This window comes from Pedobacter ginsengisoli (assembly GCF_002736205.1).
Lineage (GTDB): Bacteria > Bacteroidota > Bacteroidia > Sphingobacteriales > Sphingobacteriaceae > Pedobacter > Pedobacter ginsengisoli_A.
Map to the genome: position 1 here is coordinate 345,802 of NZ_CP024091.1, position 21,065 is coordinate 366,866.

The 21,065-nt window shown below is 36.9% G+C and carries 14 protein-coding genes; 12 read left to right on the forward strand and 2 right to left on the reverse strand.

The window, feature by feature from the left end:
- Positions 1–4 precede the first annotated feature (4 nt).
- The 9 genes from CPT03_RS01320 (at position 5) to CPT03_RS01360 (ending at position 16,134) form a co-directional block, all read left to right on the forward strand.
- Positions 5–1,171: a multiheme c-type cytochrome gene (locus CPT03_RS01320; RefSeq protein ID WP_099437151.1), complete on the forward strand. Its 1,167-nt coding sequence runs from the start codon at positions 5–7 to the stop codon at positions 1,169–1,171.
- A gap of 62 nt (positions 1,172–1,233) precedes the next feature.
- Positions 1,234–1,815: an RNA polymerase sigma factor gene (locus CPT03_RS01325; RefSeq protein ID WP_099437152.1), complete on the forward strand. Its 582-nt coding sequence runs from the start codon at positions 1,234–1,236 to the stop codon at positions 1,813–1,815.
- 72 nt (positions 1,816–1,887) lie between these two features.
- The gene (locus tag CPT03_RS01330) at positions 1,888–2,943 is read left to right on the forward strand and encodes a FecR family protein (protein WP_099437153.1); all 1,056 of its coding nucleotides are present in this window, start codon (positions 1,888–1,890) and stop codon (positions 2,941–2,943) included.
- A 164-nt stretch (positions 2,944–3,107) separates the two neighbouring features.
- Positions 3,108–6,671, forward strand: a complete 3,564-nt coding sequence (locus CPT03_RS01335) for a SusC/RagA family TonB-linked outer membrane protein (protein ID WP_099437154.1) — start codon at positions 3,108–3,110, stop codon at positions 6,669–6,671.
- Between the two features lie 20 nt (positions 6,672–6,691).
- Positions 6,692–8,482, forward strand: a complete 1,791-nt coding sequence (locus CPT03_RS01340) for a RagB/SusD family nutrient uptake outer membrane protein (RefSeq protein WP_099437155.1) — start codon at positions 6,692–6,694, stop codon at positions 8,480–8,482.
- 20 nt (positions 8,483–8,502) lie between these two features.
- Complete coding sequence (locus tag CPT03_RS01345) at positions 8,503–9,234, forward strand: acyltransferase family protein (protein ID WP_245869940.1); 732 nt, start codon at positions 8,503–8,505, stop codon at positions 9,232–9,234.
- A gap of 401 nt (positions 9,235–9,635) precedes the next feature.
- The gene (locus CPT03_RS01350) at positions 9,636–12,164 is read left to right on the forward strand and encodes a family 20 glycosylhydrolase (RefSeq protein ID WP_099437156.1); all 2,529 of its coding nucleotides are present in this window, start codon (positions 9,636–9,638) and stop codon (positions 12,162–12,164) included.
- 147 nt (positions 12,165–12,311) lie between these two features.
- Positions 12,312–14,678 carry a DUF1549 domain-containing protein gene (locus tag CPT03_RS01355; protein WP_099437157.1) on the forward strand — a complete coding sequence of 789 codons (2,367 nt, stop codon included), beginning with the start codon at positions 12,312–12,314 and terminating at the stop codon, positions 14,676–14,678.
- A 37-nt stretch (positions 14,679–14,715) separates the two neighbouring features.
- Positions 14,716–16,134 (forward strand): DUF1501 domain-containing protein, encoded by a 1,419-nt coding sequence (locus CPT03_RS01360; RefSeq protein ID WP_216641585.1) that lies wholly within the window; start codon positions 14,716–14,718, stop codon positions 16,132–16,134.
- A gap of 77 nt (positions 16,135–16,211) precedes the next feature.
- On the opposite strand, the gene CPT03_RS01365 is transcribed toward CPT03_RS01360, so the two are convergent.
- Positions 16,212–16,541, reverse strand: a complete 330-nt coding sequence (locus CPT03_RS01365) for a DUF3276 family protein (protein WP_048906949.1) — start codon at positions 16,539–16,541, stop codon at positions 16,212–16,214.
- 69 nt (positions 16,542–16,610) lie between these two features.
- Positions 16,611–18,401: an ABC transporter ATP-binding protein gene (locus CPT03_RS01370; protein WP_099437159.1), complete on the reverse strand. Its 1,791-nt coding sequence runs from the start codon at positions 18,399–18,401 to the stop codon at positions 16,611–16,613.
- A gap of 111 nt (positions 18,402–18,512) precedes the next feature.
- On the opposite strand from CPT03_RS01370, the gene CPT03_RS01375 reads away from it, so the two are divergent.
- The 3 genes from CPT03_RS01375 to CPT03_RS01385 are packed head-to-tail and all read left to right on the forward strand — an operon-like array spanning position 18,513 to position 21,062.
- Positions 18,513–19,601, forward strand: a complete 1,089-nt coding sequence (locus CPT03_RS01375; protein ID WP_099437160.1) for a Glu/Leu/Phe/Val family dehydrogenase — start codon at positions 18,513–18,515, stop codon at positions 19,599–19,601.
- Positions 19,602–19,634: 33 nt separating this feature from the next.
- Positions 19,635–20,585, forward strand: a complete 951-nt coding sequence (gene nusB / locus CPT03_RS01380; RefSeq protein ID WP_099437161.1) for a transcription antitermination factor NusB — start codon at positions 19,635–19,637, stop codon at positions 20,583–20,585.
- 6 nt (positions 20,586–20,591) lie between these two features.
- Positions 20,592–21,062 (forward strand): DUF1573 domain-containing protein, encoded by a 471-nt coding sequence (locus CPT03_RS01385; protein WP_099437162.1) that lies wholly within the window; start codon positions 20,592–20,594, stop codon positions 21,060–21,062.
- Positions 21,063–21,065: the final 3 nt, after the last annotated feature.

The following is a 21,065-nucleotide window of genomic DNA, read 5'->3' on the forward strand; positions in this document are numbered from 1 at the left end:
AACTATGAAGCGTAAAGGGCGTTTATTCCTTGTTCTCAGTATTATTGCTGTTTTAGTTATTCTGTTTTCTCAATGTATGGATGCCTCTAAAATGAAAGCAACAGAAACAAGCATTGCAGGGGCAAAAACATGTGTGCAGTGCCATAAAGATATTTCCAATTCATATCTAAACAATGCTCATTTTGCTGCTTCAACTCCAATTGAGAATAATAATCAGATTAATCTGGGCACTGATTATGTTTATGAATATGATAAAAATTTAAAAGTTGCTATAGAAAAAAGAGATAGTGGTACCTTTCAGGTTGTGTATTTTAATGGCCATGAAAAACTTGCAAGAAGATTTGATATTGCTATTGGTTCGGGTAAAAATGCTTATACCTATGCCTCATGGCGAGGAAATATATTAAGCCAGCTTCCATTGTCTTTTTTTAAGCAAATAAATGGCTGGGCCAACAGTCCTGGTATGCGAACAAGCAGCCCGGATTTTGGAAGGATAATAGACTCAAGATGTTTAGAGTGCCATAGCTCTTTTATTGAAAGTAAAAAGGAAAGCAATGGAAGTTTAATTGTTTCTCACGAAATGTTGAAATCTTCTTTAGTTTATGGAATTGATTGCGAACGGTGTCATGGACCAGCAGGTAAACATGTTGAATTCCATTTAAAAAATCCAGATAAGAAGGACGCTAAATTTATTGCTCTTTACAAAACGCTTACCAGGAAACAGAGAGTTGATGCATGCGGTGTTTGTCATTCAGGCAATGATGCGGAATTGCTGAAATCTACATTTTCATTTAAACCGGGAGAGGATATTAAGGAATATTATGCTCATATTTCATCTTCACAAGAGTCTCAACCAGATGTTCATGGGCAACAGAATCAGATGCTTGAGGGGAGCAAATGCTTCACCAAAAGTAATTCACTAGAGTGCTCAACGTGTCATAGTCCTCATGATCAGAACAAAGGAAGTTTAACATTGTATTCAAAAAAATGTATAAGTTGCCACTCTACCATAGAGCATACACAGAAAACATTGGAAAGTGCTATGGTAAAAACCAATTGCATTGATTGCCATATGCCTTTAAAACCCTCAAAGGTAATTAGCTTTCAACAGGCAGGTAAGTCAGAAGTAAGCCCATACATGCTTAGATCGCACCGGATAGCAATATATTAGTAAAATTTCGTGTTACTGTTTGAATTATATTGTTAAATTTGTTTTAAGCAGACATTAAATTCATGAATTGCAGGCAATTATCTGACGACGAATTAATTGTTCTTTTCAGAGGAAGTTGCCAGCATGCCTTTAAGGAAATGTATTTGCGATACTGGCAAAAGGTGTATCAGGTCGCTTATAAGAAAGTGCATCATAAGGAGCTTGCAGAAGAATTAACTCAAAATCTCTTTGTAGAGCTGTGGAGGCGAAGGGAAACGGTTACAATAAACTCATTAAGTGCTTATCTTTTCGGAAGTTTAAAATATTGCATAATCAATCACTATAAATCATTATTAGTTCAGGAAAATTACCATAATTATGTAAAGGCTTCTGCAAATTATGGCGTAGTAAACAATGCCGATTATTTATTGATGCTTAATGAACTCTCTGATGCGCTGACCAGGGGTATTGCATTACTCCCTAAAAAAACAGCCCAAGTGTTTAGAATGAGTCGTATTGAGCACCGATCAGTTAAAGATATATCTGAACAGCTGAATATATCAGAAAAGGCAGTTGAATATCATATTACCCAGTCTCTTAAATCAATTCGATTTTATCTTAAAGAGTACCTGTTTCTGCTGGTTACTTTTATTATTTTTCTATAGGAATCAATTTTTTTGAAAATTATTTTAGGGATAAGGGCTACTTAGCTTACATATAGTTTAAAAGCTATAAAAATGAGCAGAGAAGCATTTCATCTATTGTTAGAAAGGTACTTGCAGAACAGATGTACAGATGAAGAAAAAGAAATTATTGAAAAATGGTATGGAATGCTTGACAAGCATGACATGGAGGATGTAGATTCTACCCAGGTAAATGCATTGGAGCAGAAACTATGGGATAGAATACATGAAAGTGCCATAGTAGCAGAAGGTGAGGTGCCAGTTCGTCAACTTAAGTCTCACAATAGGCCTTCAAGAGCATTAGTAGCTTCAGTAGCCGCTATAGTTGCAGGCTTTGTTATTATTACAGCATATATATTTTTTACCGGAGATAGTAAAAAGCCCGAATTCTTAGCGGCTGCAGTTGCAGATGATATTAATTCTATTGCAAATAATACTTTACAACCTATGTTAGTTAATTTGGAAGATGGCAGTACTGTTATCCTGCAACCAAAATCTTTATTGAAATATCCTAAGCATTTTTCAAAAACCATTCGAGAAGTAACACTTAAGGGTGAAGGTTTTTTTGAAATAAGCAAAAATCCATCCAGACCATTTTTGGTATACAATAGCAATGTAATCACAAGGGTTGTAGGTACAAGCTTTATTGTAAAAACAAATGAAATAGCAAATGAAACAGAAGTAACCGTTAAAACAGGTAAAGTAATTGTTTCTCCAAATTCAGGTAGTCTTTCGTTTAAAATTGATGAGATTTTAAAATCAGCAAAAGGGGTAGTGCTTACACCCAATCAAAAAACTGTTTATAGTGCATCTGAAAATACCTTCGCAACCACGCTTGTAGATAAACCTTTGCCAATAGCAAAAAATAGTAAACAGCCTTCAAAAGAGAATTATTCCTTTAATGATAGCCGTGTTGCTGATGTATTAAATCAACTTCAAAAATCTTATGGGGTTGAATTTGTGGTAGAAGACAAGGAATTGTACAATTATACATTTACAGGCGACCTCTCAGAACAAAACTTATTCAGTCAGTTAGATTTTCTATGCGAATCAATTCAGGCAACCTATCAGGTAAAAGAAACCAAAATAATAATCAAAGAAAAAAAGTAAAACCTAAAAATCAACCAGAACTAAAAACCTAACCAGACCAGCTTATGAAGAAAAGAGAATTTTACTAACCAAATGATCAAAAAAAACTGACAATGTTGCGGGACATTGCCAGTTAAGAATTCTGTACGAAAAGTTTCACATTAACGAACAAAACTCCTAAAGTTATGAAAAAAAAGCGATTTGTTGCTTTAATAAAAACAGCAATGAGGATATCTATAGCCCAAATATTTCTTGTAGTTCTATTCACTTGTGGTGCAGCAGCAAAAAATGCAGGCGCTCAGGAGATACTGAATAAAGAAGTTTCCATCAGCATTAATAATGCTAAGATAAGTGAGCTATTAAATGAAATTCAAGACCAGACAAAAGTTAAATTTATTTATAGTCCATCGGTTATTAAAACTGACCGTAAAACATCAGCAAATTATACCAAAAAGCGGCTTGGAGATATTTTAAATGAAACATTATATCCATTAAGTATCTTTTACAGGGTAATTGACAACCGAATTATTCTTTACGATAAAGATGTTTCTAAGAAAATTAATGAACCAAACACTAGCAAGCCGCCTCTCCCAATTAAAGGTAAGGTAACGTCAACAAAGGGTGAAACATTACCAGGTGTGAGTGTGAAAATAAAGGGTACTACAACTGCTGCTATTACAGATATAAATGGAAATTATGTCATTAATGCACCTGATGCCAATTCCGTTTTAGTTTTTTCTTATATCGGTTTTACGTCAAAAGAAGTTCCGGTTAATGGCCAGAGCACTTTAAATGTTCAGCTTGTCGAAGAAGAAACTTCATTAGGTGAAGTTGTTGTTCTGGGTTATTCTACACAAAAGAAAAAGGACCTTACGGGAGCTGTCTCAGTAGTGAACGTTGCAGATATGATTAAGCAACCTAGCCCATCTATAAACAACCTTTTACAAGGGCAGGCATCCGGTGTTACTATTTTGGGGTCCGGACAACCAGGTGAAGAACCGCAGGTACGAATCAGGGGTGTAAATACTTTTGGTAATAACAATCCGCTTTACGTAGTTGATGGGGTCCCAACGCTCAATGTGGCTGATATTAATCCAAATGACATAGAGTCGATGCAGGTATTAAAAGATGCAGGATCTGCTTCAATATATGGATCACGTGCGGCAAATGGAGTTATTGTAATCAGCACTAAAAAAGGGAAAGATAAAGTAAAGGTGCAGTATGATGCTTATTATGGTAGCCAGCGACCTAAAACAGGAAATGTCTGGAACATTCTGTCGCCTCAGGAGATGGCAAACCTGAAAAGACTTGCAGAAACAAATACTGGAGAAACGGAGTTTGATGATCCACTATATGGAAATGGGCCAACCTATGTATTGCCAGACTATATCTATCCACTTGGAGCTAAAGAAGGAGATCCTTCTGTAAATCCATCATTGTATAACGTAAAGCCCTTATTTACTTCTGATGAAGAATATAATAGCTTTTATAGAATTAACAAAGCAAACAAATCAGGGACGAATTGGTATGATGAAATATTTAATCCTGCACCAATAACTAGTCAGAATATTTCTGTAAGTGGCGGTTCAGACCAGGGGAGTTATCTTTTTTCTGCAAATTACTTTAATCAGAAAGGAACTCTGGATAGAACTTATCTAAAGAGATACACGGTACGTTCTAATACTCAATATAACATTGGAAAATATGTTAGAGTTGGCGAGAACTTAGCTTATACCGTTACAAATAATCCTAAAATAGATGGACTTAGCGGCGATAACGCCATAGGGCATGCTTTTAGAGAACAGCCAATAATTCCTGTATATGATATTATGGGTAATTTTGCCGGGGGGTATGGTGGGAAATTGGGTGATGCCTATAATCCGGTAGCCATGTTGTATCGTACTAAAGATAATAAAGCAACAGACAATAGGTTATTTGGAAATATATTTGCAGAAGCTGATATTTTGCCTTTTCTAACACTTAGGACTGCATTTGGTGCCGATTCATTTTCAGGAGCATCAAGGTCATTTGTTTTTCCTCAATATGAAAATGCCGAGAATACAACCAGTAATAGTTATGCAGAATCTTCAAATACAGGGCTAGAGTATACCTGGACAAATACCTTGTCATTTAACAAAACTTTTAATTTGCATAGCTTAAAGGTATTGGTAGGTACTGAATATAATAAGAATCGGTATAGCACCATGAGTGGTAGTAACAAAGGATATTTTTCATTTGATCCTGATTACACAAACCTTTCAAATGGCAGTGGACCAATGGAAACTGTTAGTGAAAGAACCGCCGATGCTTTATTTTCGCTAATAGGCCGTGTTGATTATGCTTTTAATGATAAATATCTTATCGGAGCTACGATTCGTAGAGATGGTTCATCCAAATTTCTAAAAAATACTTATGGAGTTTTTCCTGCTGTAAGTGCTGCCTGGAGAATTTCTAAAGAGAGTTTTTTGTCTGATGTAAAATGGATTACTGATCTTAAAATAAGAGGTGGTTGGGGTATTATGGGTAACCAGGTAAATGTTTCAGGCGCCAACTCCTTTACAACATTTGGCAGCTCTATTGGCCAATCTTACTATGCAATAGGTGGTGGGAATGCTGTAGTTGCAGGGTTCTATCAAAATCAAACAGGAAATCCCGATGCCAAATGGGAGAAAAATGTAAACTCAAACTTTGGTTTTGATGCAACATTATTTGGTGGTGGCATAGAGATCTCTGCTGATTATTATCAGAAGAATGTTCGTGATCTTTTGTACAACCCAGAGATGATTGCAACAGTAGGTGCTGCTACTGTGCCATTTGTTAACATTGCCCAAATGAAAAATGATGGTTTCGATATATCTTTAACAGGACATAAGGATGTAGGCAGTGATCTTAAGCTTAATGCTACTGCTACCATTACAACCTATCGGAATGAGATAAAAAAAGTATCCGGGGATGTTGATTATTACGACGTAGATTCAAGAAGATTTGATGGAAGTCGTATCATTCGTAATGCGGTAGGTCATTCTGTTAGTGAATTCTTTGGTTATAAAATAGCAGGTTTCTGGAATTCAGATACTGAGATTGAAGCAGCAAATGCTAAAGCTCAGGTCGTTACCGGCGATCCAAATACCGTATATCAGGATGATGTTAAAGTTGGCAGGTTTAAATATGCAGATGTAAATGGAGATGGACTGATCACTGCTGATGACAGAACCTTTTTAGGTAATGCAAATCCAGATTTCAGTTATGGACTTAATCTTGGTGCCAGCTTTAAAAATTTCGACTTTAGTGCTTTCTTTTATGGGGTTCAAGGCAATTCAATTTGGAACCAGGTAAAATGGTGGACTGATTTTGTGCCTTCTTTTGGAGGAGCAAAAAGTCATACGGCTCTTTATGATTCATGGACTCCCTCACATCAGAACGCAAAAGCACCAATACAGGAAACAACCCAGTCTTTTAGTACAAATAGCGTCCCTAATTCTTATTTCGTAGAGAAAGGTTCGTACCTGAGACTCAAAAATGTACAAATTGGTTACACACTTCCTACTAATACACTTCAAAAGATAGGTGTTAACAGGCTAAGAGTTTATATCTCTGCTGCCAATTTGTTTACAGTAACAAAATATTCAGGAGTGGATCCGGAGGTTGGAACTTCAAGTGAAACCGGACAGCAGACAGCTTATGGGGTTGATGATGGTTCTTATCCAAGTCAGCGGACTTTCTTGCTGGGTTTAAATTTACAGTTTTAATTACTTAACGGTTTAAGGAAATGAAAAGATCAACATATATATTAATAGTTGTGCTGTTGTTTACAGGGCAATTATTTTATTCTTGTAAAAAGGCTCTAAAACAGCCGCCTCTTGGCTCATTATCAGAAGAGCTCGTTGCTAACAAAAATGGCGTTAATGGGTTGTTAATTGGGGCTTATGCCGCTTTAGATGGTATGCAGGGTGGGGATGTTGCACTTGGTGGAGGCGATGCCTGGCAAGCCTCACCTACGAACTGGGTTTTTGGTTCAGTAGTGGGGGGTGATGCTTCTAAAGGAAGTGATGGAGCAGATCAACCGGCTATTGATCCAATTGCCAATTTTTATTCAGGAGCAACTAATGCCTTTTATGATGGGAAATGGAAGGCACTGTATGAAGGCGTAACACGTACAAATAATGTTTTAAAGCTGATGGCAAAAGCTACTGATCTGAGTGAGGCCGAACAAAAAAGCATTAGTGCTCAGGCTCGTTTTTTACGAGGTCATTATTATTTTGAATTAAAAAAGATGTGGAATATGGTTCCATGGATTGATGAAACCACAACCAACTTTAATCAACCTAATAGTGTTGATATATGGCCACAAATTACTGAAGATCTGAAATATGCATATGATAATTTACTTCCAGCTCAATCAGAAATAGGCAGGGCAAATAAATGGGCTGCTGGCGCATATCTTGCAAAAGCTTACTTGTACCAACATAAGTATGAACTTGCCAAACCTGTATTTGATGCAGTTATTACACAAGGGCAAACAAGTTCAGGTTTAAAATACGATCTGAACAAGAGTTTTGAAGACAACTGGTTGCCTAGCAGGGAAAATAATCCGGAAGCAGTTTTTGTAATCCAAATGGCTGCAAATGCAGATCCAACAGGTCCCTCAAATGCGAATAATGGAGACATGTTGAATTTTCCTTATGGGGATGGTAGCCCTTTTAGTTGCTGCGGATTCTTTCAGCCATCAATAGATTTGGTAAATCATTTCAGAACAAATCCAGCTACAGGACTTCCTTATTTAACAAACTTTAATAGTTTTCCTATAAAAACAGATATGGGAGTAGAAGCGGGGCAAGCCTTTACACCAGATCAGGGAACACTAGATCCTCGTTTGGATTGGACAGCTGGTCGACGTGGTATACCTTATCATGACTGGGGAATTTATCCTGGTAAACCATGGGCAAGAGATCAAAGTTATGGCGGGCCATATGGCCCTAAAAAGAATGTGTACTGGAGTGAAACTGCAGATAGTGATGGAGATCAGGGTACCTGGGCCCCGGGAACTGCCGTTAATTATTCAATTATCCGCTTTGCAGATGTACTTTTAATGGCTGCAGAATGCGAAGCGCAGATCGGGAGTTTAAGTAAGGCCCAAGAATATGTAAACAGGGTTAGGGCAAGAGCTGCAGATCATGAAAGCTGGCTTTTTAAATATAAAGATGATCAAGACCCATCTGCCGGATTTTCTGATGAACCAGCAGCTAATTACAAAATTAACGAATATCCGGCTGGGAATTTCACAAGCCAGGGTAAAGACTATGCTTTAAAAGCGATCTATTATGAGAGAAAAATAGAATTGGCAATGGAAGGACATCGTTTCTTTGATTTGGTGCGTTGGGGTATAGCTGATCAGGAATTAAATGCCTATTTTAGCTATCAGGGAAAGATTACTTCTGATGTGAGGAATGGTAAGTTTGTTAAGGGAAAGAATGATTATTACCCAATACCACAGCGCCAGATCGATTTAAGTCAATCTAATGGTGCTCCGGTTTTAAAACAGAATCCAGGATATAATTAATCTGAACATAACCTAAAACAATGAACCAACCACAACGTTTTTTATCACTCGATGTATTTCGGGGTATGACTGTCTGCTTCATGATCATCGTGAACACACCAGGTCGAGGAGCTGAATCTTTTGCTATGCTGAATCATGCAGCATGGCATGGTTTTACACCAACAGACCTTGTATTCCCATCTTTCTTATTTGCTGTAGGAAATGCCATGAGTTTCTCCATGAAAAAATTTGCTCAAATGGAAAATTCAGCTGTACTGGCAAAAATATTTAAACGTACTCTGCTTATATTTCTTATTGGGTATTTAATGTATTGGTTTCCTTTTTTTAGTTATAATGAAGGTGGGGGTATTAGTTTTTCACCAATAGCAAATACCCGTATTTTAGGTGTACTGCAGCGGATAGCACTTTGCTATGGAATTGCTTCATTGCTAATTCATTATCTAAGTGCCAGAAGTGTAATAATTATCAGCGTATTGTTTCTGATTGGATATTGGGGTGCCTTGTTGTTATTTGGAGATGCAACAGATCCTTTTAGCATGACAGGCAATGCCGGTCAATACCTGGATTTATATGTGTTGGGAGATAATCATATGTATCATGGCGAGGGCATAGCTTTTGATCCTGAAGGAATATTGAGTACTATACCTTCGTGTGTAAACGTAATAATTGGATATTTTGCAGGTAAATTCATACAAGAAAAAGGAAAGGGATTTGAAACAATTTCAAAACTATTACTTGTTGGGGGCTGTTAATATTAATAGCTATCTGCTTAAACCCCGTATTTCCTGTAAATAAAAAGCTGTGGACAAGTTCTTTTGTTCTGGTCACCTGTGGCCTGGATCTGGTAATTATCGGTGCTTTGATTTATGTGATAGAAGTAAAATCCTATACAAAGTGGACAGGGTTTTTTACAGTTTTTGGAAAAAACCCATTGTTCATTTACATAGTTTCAGAAGTGCTGTTAACAATTATTGGTGTAGTCATTCCTGGTTTAAATTTTAACGAATGGATTAGTACTAAGTTTTTTCAGGTTATAGCGCCTGGCCCTGTTGGTTCATTGCTTTTTGCAATATGTTTTATGCTTATCTGTTGGCTGGTAGGATATATACTCGATAAAAGGAAAATATACATACGCGTTTAGTTATCAAACAAAATGAAGAAATTCTGTATTTTAATTGCACTGCTTTTTAGCGGTTTAATAAATTCTTATGCACAACGGTCATCGCCGTTTAACGTTCGTAACCTGTATATTACCAGAGAGGTATTGAGTAATGCTGAGGATAAAACTTTATCAGTATTAACAATTACTAATAATGGAAAGCAAGCATTGCCAGGTAAAGGATGGAGTATTTACTTTAATTCAAGGCCTATGGAAGTTGCCGGTTCGGATAGTCTAAGTGCACGGATAAAACATGTAAATGGAGATCTATTTCGTTTGTATCCTATAAAAGGTTTTTCGGATTTAAAATCGGGTAGATCAATGAAGATTCAGGTATTATCAACGGAGGTTAAAAATATTACGGATCTCTCATCAGGCTTCTATCTCGTCTGGGATAATAATCCTTCAAAAGGATATAATATTAGTCATAAAGATGTATATCCGATTCAGCATGTTGGAAGAATAGAAACTGATGTGGCAGCTCATGTATTTAATCAGAACAAACAAATAAAGGATATTCCTTTAGAGAAATTACCAAAGGTTTTTCCAACACCTTTATCTTATGTAGAAGGAGATGGGACATTTAAATTAACCCCCGAAGTTTCGATTATAACTGAAATTGAGTTTGATAAAGAAGCCAGGCTATTTGCTGATGAATTATCAACAATATTAGGTAAAAGGCCTGCTTTTGTTCAGCCACCCGCTAAAAATGTAATTGTAATTAAAAGAGGAAATGTAAGTGGCCCTGAATCTTATAAACTAAGTGTTACACCAGAACGAATACTTATAACAGCTGCCGAACCGGCGGGTGCATTTTATGGTATACAATCTTTAAAGACCTTACTCCCTTCCACATCTTGGGGAGTTATTCAAAAAGAAATCGCAATACCAGCGGTTGAAATTGAAGATGCTCCCCGGTTTGGATTCAGAGGATTTATGATGGATGTGGCAAGAAATTTTCAATCCAAAAAGGAAGTGCTGAAAGTTCTGGATGTGATGGCGCTTTATAAAATGAATGTTCTTCATTTTCATTTAAATGATGATGAAGGATGGCGATTAGAAATCCAGGACTTGCCAGAACTTACCACAGTAGGCTCACAGCGCGGACATACCATTGATGACGGGGATAATATTGTTCCATCGTATGGATCCGGATCTGATATCGGTGTAAATTCAGGAAGTGGGTTTTATACTCGTTCAGATTTTATAGAAATTCTTAAATATGCAGCTGCCAGGCATATCCGCGTTATACCAGAGATTGAAACCCCAGGTCATGCCAGAGCCGCTATTAAGTCTATGGATGCCAGATATAAGCGGTTAATGAAAGCTGGTAAAAAAGAGGAGGCTGAGCAGTATTTATTAAGAGATTTGAATGATAAATCCATATACGAATCTGTTCAGGGCTGGAATGATAACGTAATCAATGTAGCATTACCGTCAGCATACAATTTTCTTGAAAAAGTGGTTGATGAAATACGCTTTATGTATACAGAAGCTAAGGCCCCATTAGCAACGATACACTTTGGTGGAGATGAAGTCCCTGCCGGAGTTTGGGAAAGATCTCCTGCAGTAGCAAATTTGCTAAAAGCTGATGCTTCTGTGAGTGGTGTTGATGAGATGTGGTATTACTACTTCAATAAGATTAATAATATGCTTAAAGCAAAGCAATTATATCTATCGGGATGGGAAGAAATTGGGCTGCGGAAAGCACTGGTAAATGGAGAAAAGAAGATGGTACTTGATGAACGGTTTGCTAAAGAAAATTTCCATGCTGATGTTTGGAATAATTTAAGTGGTAATGAAGATCTTGCCTATAAATTAGCTAATGCTGGTTATAAAGTTGTGCTAACTTGTGTTACAAATCTTTATCTGGATCTGGCTATCAACAAGAGTTTTAATGAAACAGGGCAGTATTGGGGAGGTTATGTAGATGTTGATAAGCCTTATTATTTTGTTCCTTATGAACTGTTCAAAAATTTAAAGGAAGATGAAGGTGGCAATCCTATTGATAAAAAGACCCTCGAGGGAAAAACCACACTAACTGAATTTGGAAAATCAAACATTGTAGGTATACAGGCACCTTTGTGGAGTGAAATCATTAAAACTCCCGAAAGATTTGAATATATGCTTTTGCCAAAATTGTTTGGTGTGGCCGAAAGGGCCTGGGCAAAAAATCCTGAATGGGCCACAGAAACTGATACAGTAAAAAGTGCTTCAATATACAATCAAAATTGGTCTGAATTTGTCAATATCATTGGTAAAAGAGAAATGCCGCGATTAAATCATTACGCAGGGGGTTATAATTATCGTATCCCTACACCAGGTGTGGTTGTAGCAAACGGTAAAGTGATGGCCAATTTACAGTTACCCGGTTTTATAATTAGGTATACTACAGATGGAACGGAGCCTACTGTTAATAGCGCTGCATATTTGGCGCCCCTAAGTACTAAAGGAGATATTATATTTAAAGTATTTAATAACAACGGAAGATCAGGACGTTCTGTTAAAATTCATAATAATTAAATAAGCAGGACAGTACGGGTTGCTTGGAATAGAATATAGTTAGATATTTATTTAACACATAGAGAACTGTGCTATAATCAGAATGAGATCAATAAGTATTCTTATTATAGCATAGTCTCTTTTTTGAAACCAAATATATATCGAATTATGTTCCAATACATGGCATTCTGGCTTTGGGATTTTTTAGGTCATTTGCATCCCTTAGCAGTGCATTTTCCAGTGGCATTACTTCTATTTGCTGCTGTACTGGAGTTGTTTACATTAAAAAACTTTAACTCAAAACTACGTTCAGGTATTGATGCGCTTCTTGCTGCAGGGGCATTGGGTGCTGTAATTTCAGCTGCTTTCGGATGGTTGTTATCTTTGGATGGCGATTATAGTGGTAGTGTTTTAGTACTGCACCAGTGGATTGGAGTAGCAACTGCAGCGCTTAGTCTTTTAACTCTTTTCTTTCTTTATCAAATTCGCAACAGAGCAAAGTTTGGACAAGTTAAAGTTTACAGGGGATTGTTGTTCTCAACTGCCATCGGTATTTCTGTTGCAGGACACTTTGGCGCTAATTTAACGCATGGCGGTGATTTCCTGACTAGTACACTGCCATGGAGCAAGGACTACAAAACAGGTGGCTCAGATAATTTTAATCTGGCTGCTTTAGAAAGTGATACTACTAAACTGACTAAAAAACAAGAAATAGAGTTAAATACTGAGGTAAGGGCTATACTTGCACATAACTGCTACAAATGTCATGGTGCTGAGAAAGTAAAAGGAGATTTAAGACTTGACGGGAAACATGTTGCTTTTAAAGGTGGCGAAAATGGACCAGTAATAGTGCCTGGAAATCCGCTGGAAAGTGAAATATTCAAACGTATAACATTACCTGCTGACCATAAGGATGTGATGCCATCCAAAGGGAAAAAGCTAGCTGAAAAAGATATTCAAATTGTTCGCTTTTGGATTGAAAAGGGAGCCCCATGGCCAGATGATGGGACTAAGGAAAATGTTTTTAGAGTTGCCAAACTGGAACCACGTAACCCTGTTCTCCCAGCACTATCAAATAATTTATCTAACCCTGTTGATTTATGGACAAACCAGTATTTTGCTAAAAACAATACCAAATGGCCTTCATTGGTGGATGATCGTACTTACTTAAGGAGAATCTACCTTGATATAGTCGGCTTATTACCCAGCACAACTGAGCTGGAATCATTCTTAAAAGACACCCGACCAGATAAAAGAGCCTTATGGGTTAAAAAACTTTTAAGCCTTGATAACGATTATGCGTTACATTGGTTAAGTTTTTGGAATGATGCATTAAGAAATGATTATTCTGGAACAGGATATATTACTGGTGGACGCTTTAATATCACAGATTGGTTATACAAATCTTTAAAGGAGAATAAACCATATAATCAGTTTGTTAAAGAGCTAATTAGTCCTTCCGAAGAATCCAAGGGATTCATAGAGGGGATAAAATGGCGTGGTGTTGTAAATGCGAGTCAGAGAACGGAGATGCAGGCGGCTCAAAATGTTTCACAGGTCTTTTTAGGCCTTAATTTAAAGTGTGCTTCTTGTCACAATAGTTTTATTAGCGATTTAAAATTGGAGGATGCTTATGCGTTTGCTAATATCTTTGCCGACACTACTCTGGAAATTAACCGTTGTGATAAGCCAACAGGAAAGTATGTAGATGCGAGGATGCTTTGGAAAGAACTTGGTACAATAGATAGTAAAGCTCCAATTAAAGAGAAACGAAAACAACTGGCCGAAAATCTGGTAAAACCTGAAGACGGACGGCTTTATCGTACAATAGTAAACCGGATTTGGGCGCAGCTAATGGGCCGTGGTCTGGTTGAACCTGTTGATGTTATGGATAATGAGCCCTGGAGCCAGGATTTGTTAGATTGGATGGCTTTTAATTTTGTTGCTAATAAATCAGATTTAAAAGAACTCATTTATCAGATCACAACCTCCAAAACTTATCAACTGCCTTCAGTAGGTTTCAAAGAGGTAGCTCAGGTTAGCAATCCAAACTATAAATTTAAAGGCATGGTACGCAAAAGGATGTCGGCCGAGCAGTTTACTGATGCTGTTAGTAGTGTTGTAACCCCGGTTTTTGCTGATTCAAATATTAGATACAGACCTCAAATTCAGCCGTCTTTTATACGGGCATCTATGGTGGCAAACAACAGCTTCCTTACTGCATTAGGCAGGCCAAATAGGGAAACAGTTGCCACCAGTAGAGATTCGCAAGCCAATTTGCTGCAAGCTCTTGAACTGACCAACGGCTGGAGGTTCAATTCTGTATTAAAAAGCGGAGCTGAGCATTGGAAAGCAAATTTTAAAAATACTGATTTGCTAATAAGGGATATTTATTTAAAAACTTTAGGAAGAGCGCCGGTCGATTCAGAATTGAAAATTGCGAAGCAGGCACTTGGTAAATCTCCGGGGGTTGATGCCATTCAGGATTTATTTTGGGCCATTGTACTATTGCCCGAATTTCAAATTATCTATTAACACAAATTATGCTTAAATTAACTATACCCATATAACGATGAGTTGGAACAGAAGAGACTTTTTGAAGAATACAAGTGCAGCAACTTTAGCTGCTATGGCTGCCGGAATTCCGCTTACTAATTTGCTGTCTTCCTGCAATACAAAAAGTAACAATGCAACGGCAGATACTGTTATTTTATTATGGATGGCAGGTGGTATGGCACATACTGATACCTTCGATCCAAAGAAGTATACGCCTTTTACTAAAGGTATGCAGGCAAATAGTGTATTAAGTACCTTTAAATCTGTACCAACTATTCTGGATGGAATTAATTTTTCTGAAGGGTTGGAATCTATTGGTAAAGTGATGGATAAAGGAACGTTAATCCGATCGTATGTAGCTGCTGATATGGGACATATTTTACATTCACGACATCAATATCACTGGCATACCTGTTATAAACCACCGCAATCCGTTTTGGCCCCACATATTGGATCCTGGATTGCAAAAGAATTAGGGCCATTAAATCCTGTAATACCTGCATTTATTGATATAGGACAACGGTTTACCCTTGGTGAAGCAGAAGAACTCAAAGCTTTTCATACAGCAGGCTTTTTAGGTAATGAATTTGGTCCCTTTTTAATACCGGATCCTTCAGGAGGATTAGAAAGTGTACAGCCTCCAGTGGGAATGTCTTCAAGTAGGTTCGAAAAACGGAATAAGCTTTATTATGATCTAATAAGTAAAAGTCCAATGGGAGAGTATGGTAGTGATTATCAAAAAGAATCATTAAAAAGATCAATGGAGCAAGCATACATACTCTTGAAATCTCCAGAGGCCAAAGCTTTTGATTTAAGCCAGGAGCCTAAAGAAATATATGATATTTACAACACAGGCAAGTTTGGATTAGGCTGCCTTATGGCACGCAGACTTACAGAACAGGGGGCACGATTTATTAGTGTAACTACCGAATATGAGCCATTTAAAGGTTGGGATACGCATGACAACGGTTATACCAGACTAATAGAGATGAAAAAGCAGATAGATGGCCCTGTAGCACAGCTAATCAAAGACTTAGAGAAGAGTGGAAGGTTAGATAGGACATTGGTTATTTTGGCTAGCGAATTTAGTAGGGATATGATGGTGGAGGGGCGTCCCGACGCAAAAGTACAGGAGCAGGTAGATCAGCCAGATATTATCCAGGATATTAAAAATTATGGTATGCACCGTCATTTTACTGATGGATGTTCAATGCTAATGTTTGGTGGCGGTATAAAAAAGGGCGGGGTATACGGAAAAACTGCTGATGAAAGGCCATGTAAAACGATTGAAAATCCTATAGTTATTGATCAGGTTCATCAAAGTATTTATCATGCACTTGGGATAGCTCCGGATACGAATTATCTTGTTGAGAAACGACCGTTTTATACTACGCCTGATGGTTTAGGTAAGCCTGTAATGGATCTGTTTTCCTAAACTCATTTTATTAGGGTTCTGTTAATAAAAAACGCCCTGTTTGCAATTTACAAACAGGGCGCTTCTTTATTATTTTTTTAAAATGAAAAGTCGTCGTTTTGAACTCTTGTTCCAGCTCCTTCGTGGTTCTCAGAATATTCATAACGTTTTTCTACTACTTCCTGATGACTTTTAATATAATCAACAGTTTCATTTAGTCCTTCAGCAAATTTCTCGAAATCCTCTTTGTATAAAAAGATTTTGTGTTTTACAAAAACACCATCTTCCAGTCTTTTTTTACTTTCGGTTAAGGTTAAGTAGTAATCTCCTGATCTTGTTGCTTTTACGTCGAAAAAATAAGTTCTTTTGCCAGCTCTTACTTTCTTTGAAAAAACCTCTTCTCTCTCTTTGTTGTCAAATTCTCCCATGGTTGCTTTAGCTCTTGGTTTTGGTTCGGGTAAATATAAAGGAATAATTACTAAAGTTCAAAATAGAAATTACACAGATTGACTTTCTTCTTCAAGTAATTGGTTTTGATACATTTCTGCATAAGCACCTCCTTTTTGCAATAACTCATTATGAGTGCCCTCTTCAATGATCTGTCCATCATCAAGAACCAGAATTTTATCTGCATTCTTTATTGTTGAAATTCGATGAGCAATAAGAATGCTTGTTTTATTATTCATTATTCTGCCAAGGTTATTCAAAATCTCTTCCTCAGTTCTGGTGTCAACGGCAGAAAGACAGTCATCAAAAATCAGAATCTTAGGCTCTTTAATTAAAGCTCTCGCAATAGAAACACGTTGTTTCTGTCCACCTGATAGGGTGATACCTCTTTCACCCAGCATGGTTTCAAATTTAAGCTCGAAATCTATAATGTTGTTATACACTGCAGCATTCTTAGCTGCTGCTTCAACTTCATTATCATTAACAGTATCGAGACCAAAAGCTATGTTGTTTTTAATGGTGTCAGAAAATAAGAATACTTCCTGTGGAACAAAACCAATCTGATTGCGATAATCCTGTAAATTAAGCTCTTTTAGGTACGTGTTATCAATTATTATCCTGCCAGCTTCTACATCATACATCCGCATTATTAAGTTTGCCAAAGTTGATTTCCCAGAGCCCGTTCTGCCAATAATTGCAACGAACTGACCTTGTTTAATTTCAAAGTTTACGTTTCGTAAAGCTTTAATGCCTGTGTCAGGATAGGTAAAGCTTACATTCTCAAACTTGATATTTCCATTTATTGCTCTTTTTTCCTGTTTGCCAGAAATAATTTCAGGCTTAAGTTGTAAAAATTCATTAATCCTTTTTTGCGAAGCAGAAGCCCTTTGGATAAGTGTAGTTACCCAGCCAAGCATAGAAACTGGAAAGGTTAGTTGGTTCACATATACAATAAATTCGGCAATATTTCCGGGAGTAATCGATCCGTTAATCACTTGTTTTCCGCCAACATATATAGTAAGTATGGTACTTAAACCAACAAGAAGAAGCATGGTCGGGTAAAATAAAGCCTGCACTTTAACAAGGCTCATAGCACTTTGTTTATAGCCCTCGCTTTCTTCAGCAAACACTTTTTTTGTATAGGGCTCGCGAACGTATGATTTTATAACACGTATGCCCGAAAACCTTTCTTGTACAAAGCTCGACAGTTTTGAAAGTTGCTCCTGTATCTGCTCGCTTTTCTGATTAATCATAGTATTTACAAAATAAATTATGACTACCAATACAGGAAGTGGTAATAAACAAAAAATTGCCAGTGTAGTATTAACAGAAAACATGGCATAAATTACCAGTAAGAATAAAACCCCGGTATTTATAGCATACATAATAGCGGGCCCCACGTACATCCTTACTCTGTTCACGTCTTCAGTAGCCCTGTTCATTAAGTCGCCAGTATTATTTCTTCTATAAAAGCCCAGGCTTAGTTCCTGGTAATGGGCATAAATCTCATTTTTCATATCATACTCTATATGTCTCGACATAAGTATGATCGTTTGCCTCATAAAGAATAGAAACAGGCCTCTTAAAAGGTACAACACCAAAACAAGTGCGCCAAAGTATAGTAAACTGTAAGAAAAAATGTCATAAATAATCTCACGACGTTCAAATCCAGAAAACAAGCCATATATCTGGATATTCTCAGTAATTAAATTGAATGCGTGGCCTATAACCTGAGCTGGGATTACGCCAAAAATATTCGATATAATTACAAAGAAAACTCCTGGAATAATCCACCATTTATATTTATAAAAGTACTTGTTTAAAAACCGGAGATGTTTCATGAGGAGGTAAAGTTAGCCAAATGAAGATAATTTTTTTAAAGACTTTAGTTAAAACAATGTAAATAATGTTTTTTTGACTAGTTTTGCGGCTTATCTGATAAACAAAATTATATGTCTGGTAATAGTTCTATCGTAAATTCAGTTTTAGATCAAATTGGTGCCTCCGGGCATAAGAAGGTTGTTTATTGTAATGATCCAGATACCGGTTTAAAAGCGATTATTGCTATTCATGATACTACGTTGGGCCCTGCAATAGGTGGAACACGAATGTGGAATTATGCTACCGAAGCTGAGGCACTGGAAGATGTGTTAAGGTTATCAAGGGCAATGACATATAAAGCGGCTATTACAGGCCTTAACTTAGGCGGGGGTAATGCTGTAATTATCGGCGACTCTTATAAAGGAAAATCAGAAGCCATGATGCGTAGTTATGGCAGGTTTATCAAAAATCTTAACGGAGAATTTATTACTGCTGAAGATGTGGGGACCAATACTCGTGATATGGAATATATCCAAATGGAAACCAAACACGTTACAGGAGTTCCAGAATCGTTAGGGGGAGCAGGGAATCCGGCACCAACAACAGCTAAGGGAGTTTTTCTCGGTATTAAAGCTTGTGTTAAAGAGGTTTTTGGTACTGATATGCTTGCAGGCCGTTCGGTTGTTGTACAAGGAATTGGAAATGTTGGAGAGCATTTGGTAGAATTGTTGCGAGCTGAAAATGTAGAGGTGTACATTAGTGATATCAATGAAGATCGTTTGCAACATGTGGCTCGTACTTATAAAGCCAAACCAATCTCGGCAGACAAGATTTTTGGAATCAATGCTGATATTTACGCTCCATGTGCACTTGGAGCTACAGTAAATTCAAAAACCATCGAAAAAATGAAATTTGCCATTATTGCTGGTTCGGCCAATAACCAATTAGCAGATGAACAATTACATGGCAAACTTTTATTAGATAAAGGAATTCTGTTTGCACCAGATTATCTGATTAATGCTGGAGGCTTAATTAGCTGCTATTCTGAGCTAACAGGGTATGGAAAAAAACGTACAATGCAGCTAACAGAGAACATTTATAACGCTACACGTGATGTAATTAAGATGTCCAAAAAGGATAATATTCCAACAATATGGGCAGCTAATCGCATTGCAGAACAAAGAATAATAGACATTAAGAAAATAAAATCATCATTTTAATAAACAGGTAATTTACCACTCGTTCTTACATTCATGTTAAATAGAAGGCACTTAAGAATTAAAGCTTTGCAAAATATATTTGCTTGGCACATGACAGACAAAAGAGATTTAACTTCTTCTAAGAAGGCTCTTATGCATAGTATTGATAATGTATATGAAATGTACATATGGATGCTTTCTCTTTTAGTAGAGGTTACAGAATATACAGATATTGATGCAACGGAACGTGCCAATAAGCATTTACCTACAGCAGAGGATCTTAATCCTAATTTAAAACTACTAAACAATAAATTTGCTGTTACCTTAAAGAATAATCCGGATTTTATTGCGGCTGTAAATAAATACAAGATTAACTGGATGTCGGATCCTGAATTTGTTAAAGCCATTTTCAATTCTTTAAAAGTTACTCCAGAATATGCTGCTTATCTTGCTGATGAAGTAAATGATCTGGAAGAATCTAAAACGATAATCAAATATATCTTTAGAAAAATCATTCTTAAAAGTCACAACATTATACAGGCTTTTGAAGATAAATTTATCAATTGGACTGTAGATAAGGAAGTGATGCAAGGTATGGTAGCTAAAACTATCAAAAATTTTACTTCCGAGGATGCGTTCGCAAACAAGCTCACACCTATAAGCCAGGATTGGGATGAGGATAAGAAATTTGTTGAAGATTTGTTTGCCTATACACTTAAGAATGATAAAGATTATCAGGCATTTATAGCCGAACGTACAAAGAACTGGGAGTCTGAACGTATAGCACTTATGGATACTATATTGATGAAAATGGCAATCTGTGAATTGCTAAATTTTCCTTCAATTCCAGTGAAGGTAACTATCAACGAATACCTTGATTTATCAAAAGATTACAGTACGCCGAAAAGTAATTCATTTATTAACGGTATCTTGGATAAAATTATGGGCGATCTTAAGAGAACAAACAGCATCAAGAAAATTGGTCGCGGACTTATAGAAGAATAAAAATTTATGAAGAAAATTTTGTTACTGGCAGCAGTTGCTTTGACATTAGCATCCTGCCAATCAAAAACTGACAAAAATGTTAACACTGTATCAGCTGAAACTGATAGTGCGGCAATTGCATCAAAAGCCGATTCTGCTAAAGCTGAGGCAGTTCGTCGTGTAGACGGACCAGTATTAACCTTTGAAACCAGCAATTATTATTTTGGTAAAATTGAAAAGGGAGAGAAAGTTTCTTACAGTTTTAAGTTCAGAAATACAGGTAAAATGCCATTGATAATTAAGGAGGCAATTGCAACTTGTGGCTGCACAGTACCAGAGGTGCCAAAAGAGCCTATTAAACCGGGACAAGCAGGAGAACTTAATGTTGTGTTCAATAGTGCAGGTAAAACTGGCAGACAAGATAAGATAGTTTCAGTTAGATCTAATGCATTAAACAGCGCAATTGAGCTACACTTAACAGGTGAAATTAAAGAATAATAA

What these genes read in the sequence shown, in the direction of transcription:
- CPT03_RS01370 (WP_099437159.1), bottom strand. Translation starts at nt 18,401, where the DNA reads ATGAAACATCTCCGGTTTTTAAACAAGTACTTTTATAAATATAAATGG.
- CPT03_RS01350 (WP_099437156.1), top strand. Translation starts at nt 9,636, where the DNA reads ATGAAGAAATTCTGTATTTTAATTGCACTGCTTTTTAGCGGTTTAATA.
- CPT03_RS01385 (WP_099437162.1), top strand. Translation starts at nt 20,592, where the DNA reads ATGAAGAAAATTTTGTTACTGGCAGCAGTTGCTTTGACATTAGCATCC.
- CPT03_RS01355 (WP_099437157.1), top strand. Translation starts at nt 12,312, where the DNA reads ATGTTCCAATACATGGCATTCTGGCTTTGGGATTTTTTAGGTCATTTG.
- CPT03_RS01330 (WP_099437153.1), top strand. Translation starts at nt 1,888, where the DNA reads ATGAGCAGAGAAGCATTTCATCTATTGTTAGAAAGGTACTTGCAGAAC.
- nusB (WP_099437161.1), top strand. Translation starts at nt 19,635, where the DNA reads ATGTTAAATAGAAGGCACTTAAGAATTAAAGCTTTGCAAAATATATTT.
- CPT03_RS01325 (WP_099437152.1), top strand. Translation starts at nt 1,234, where the DNA reads ATGAATTGCAGGCAATTATCTGACGACGAATTAATTGTTCTTTTCAGA.
- CPT03_RS01360 (WP_216641585.1), top strand. Translation starts at nt 14,716, where the DNA reads ATGAGTTGGAACAGAAGAGACTTTTTGAAGAATACAAGTGCAGCAACT.
- CPT03_RS01365 (WP_048906949.1), bottom strand. Translation starts at nt 16,541, where the DNA reads ATGGGAGAATTTGACAACAAAGAGAGAGAAGAGGTTTTTTCAAAGAAA.
- CPT03_RS01335 (WP_099437154.1), top strand. Translation starts at nt 3,108, where the DNA reads ATGAAAAAAAAGCGATTTGTTGCTTTAATAAAAACAGCAATGAGGATA.
- CPT03_RS01345 (WP_245869940.1), top strand. Translation starts at nt 8,503, where the DNA reads ATGAACCAACCACAACGTTTTTTATCACTCGATGTATTTCGGGGTATG.
- CPT03_RS01375 (WP_099437160.1), top strand. Translation starts at nt 18,513, where the DNA reads ATGTCTGGTAATAGTTCTATCGTAAATTCAGTTTTAGATCAAATTGGT.
- CPT03_RS01320 (WP_099437151.1), top strand. Translation starts at nt 5, where the DNA reads ATGAAGCGTAAAGGGCGTTTATTCCTTGTTCTCAGTATTATTGCTGTT.
- CPT03_RS01340 (WP_099437155.1), top strand. Translation starts at nt 6,692, where the DNA reads ATGAAAAGATCAACATATATATTAATAGTTGTGCTGTTGTTTACAGGG.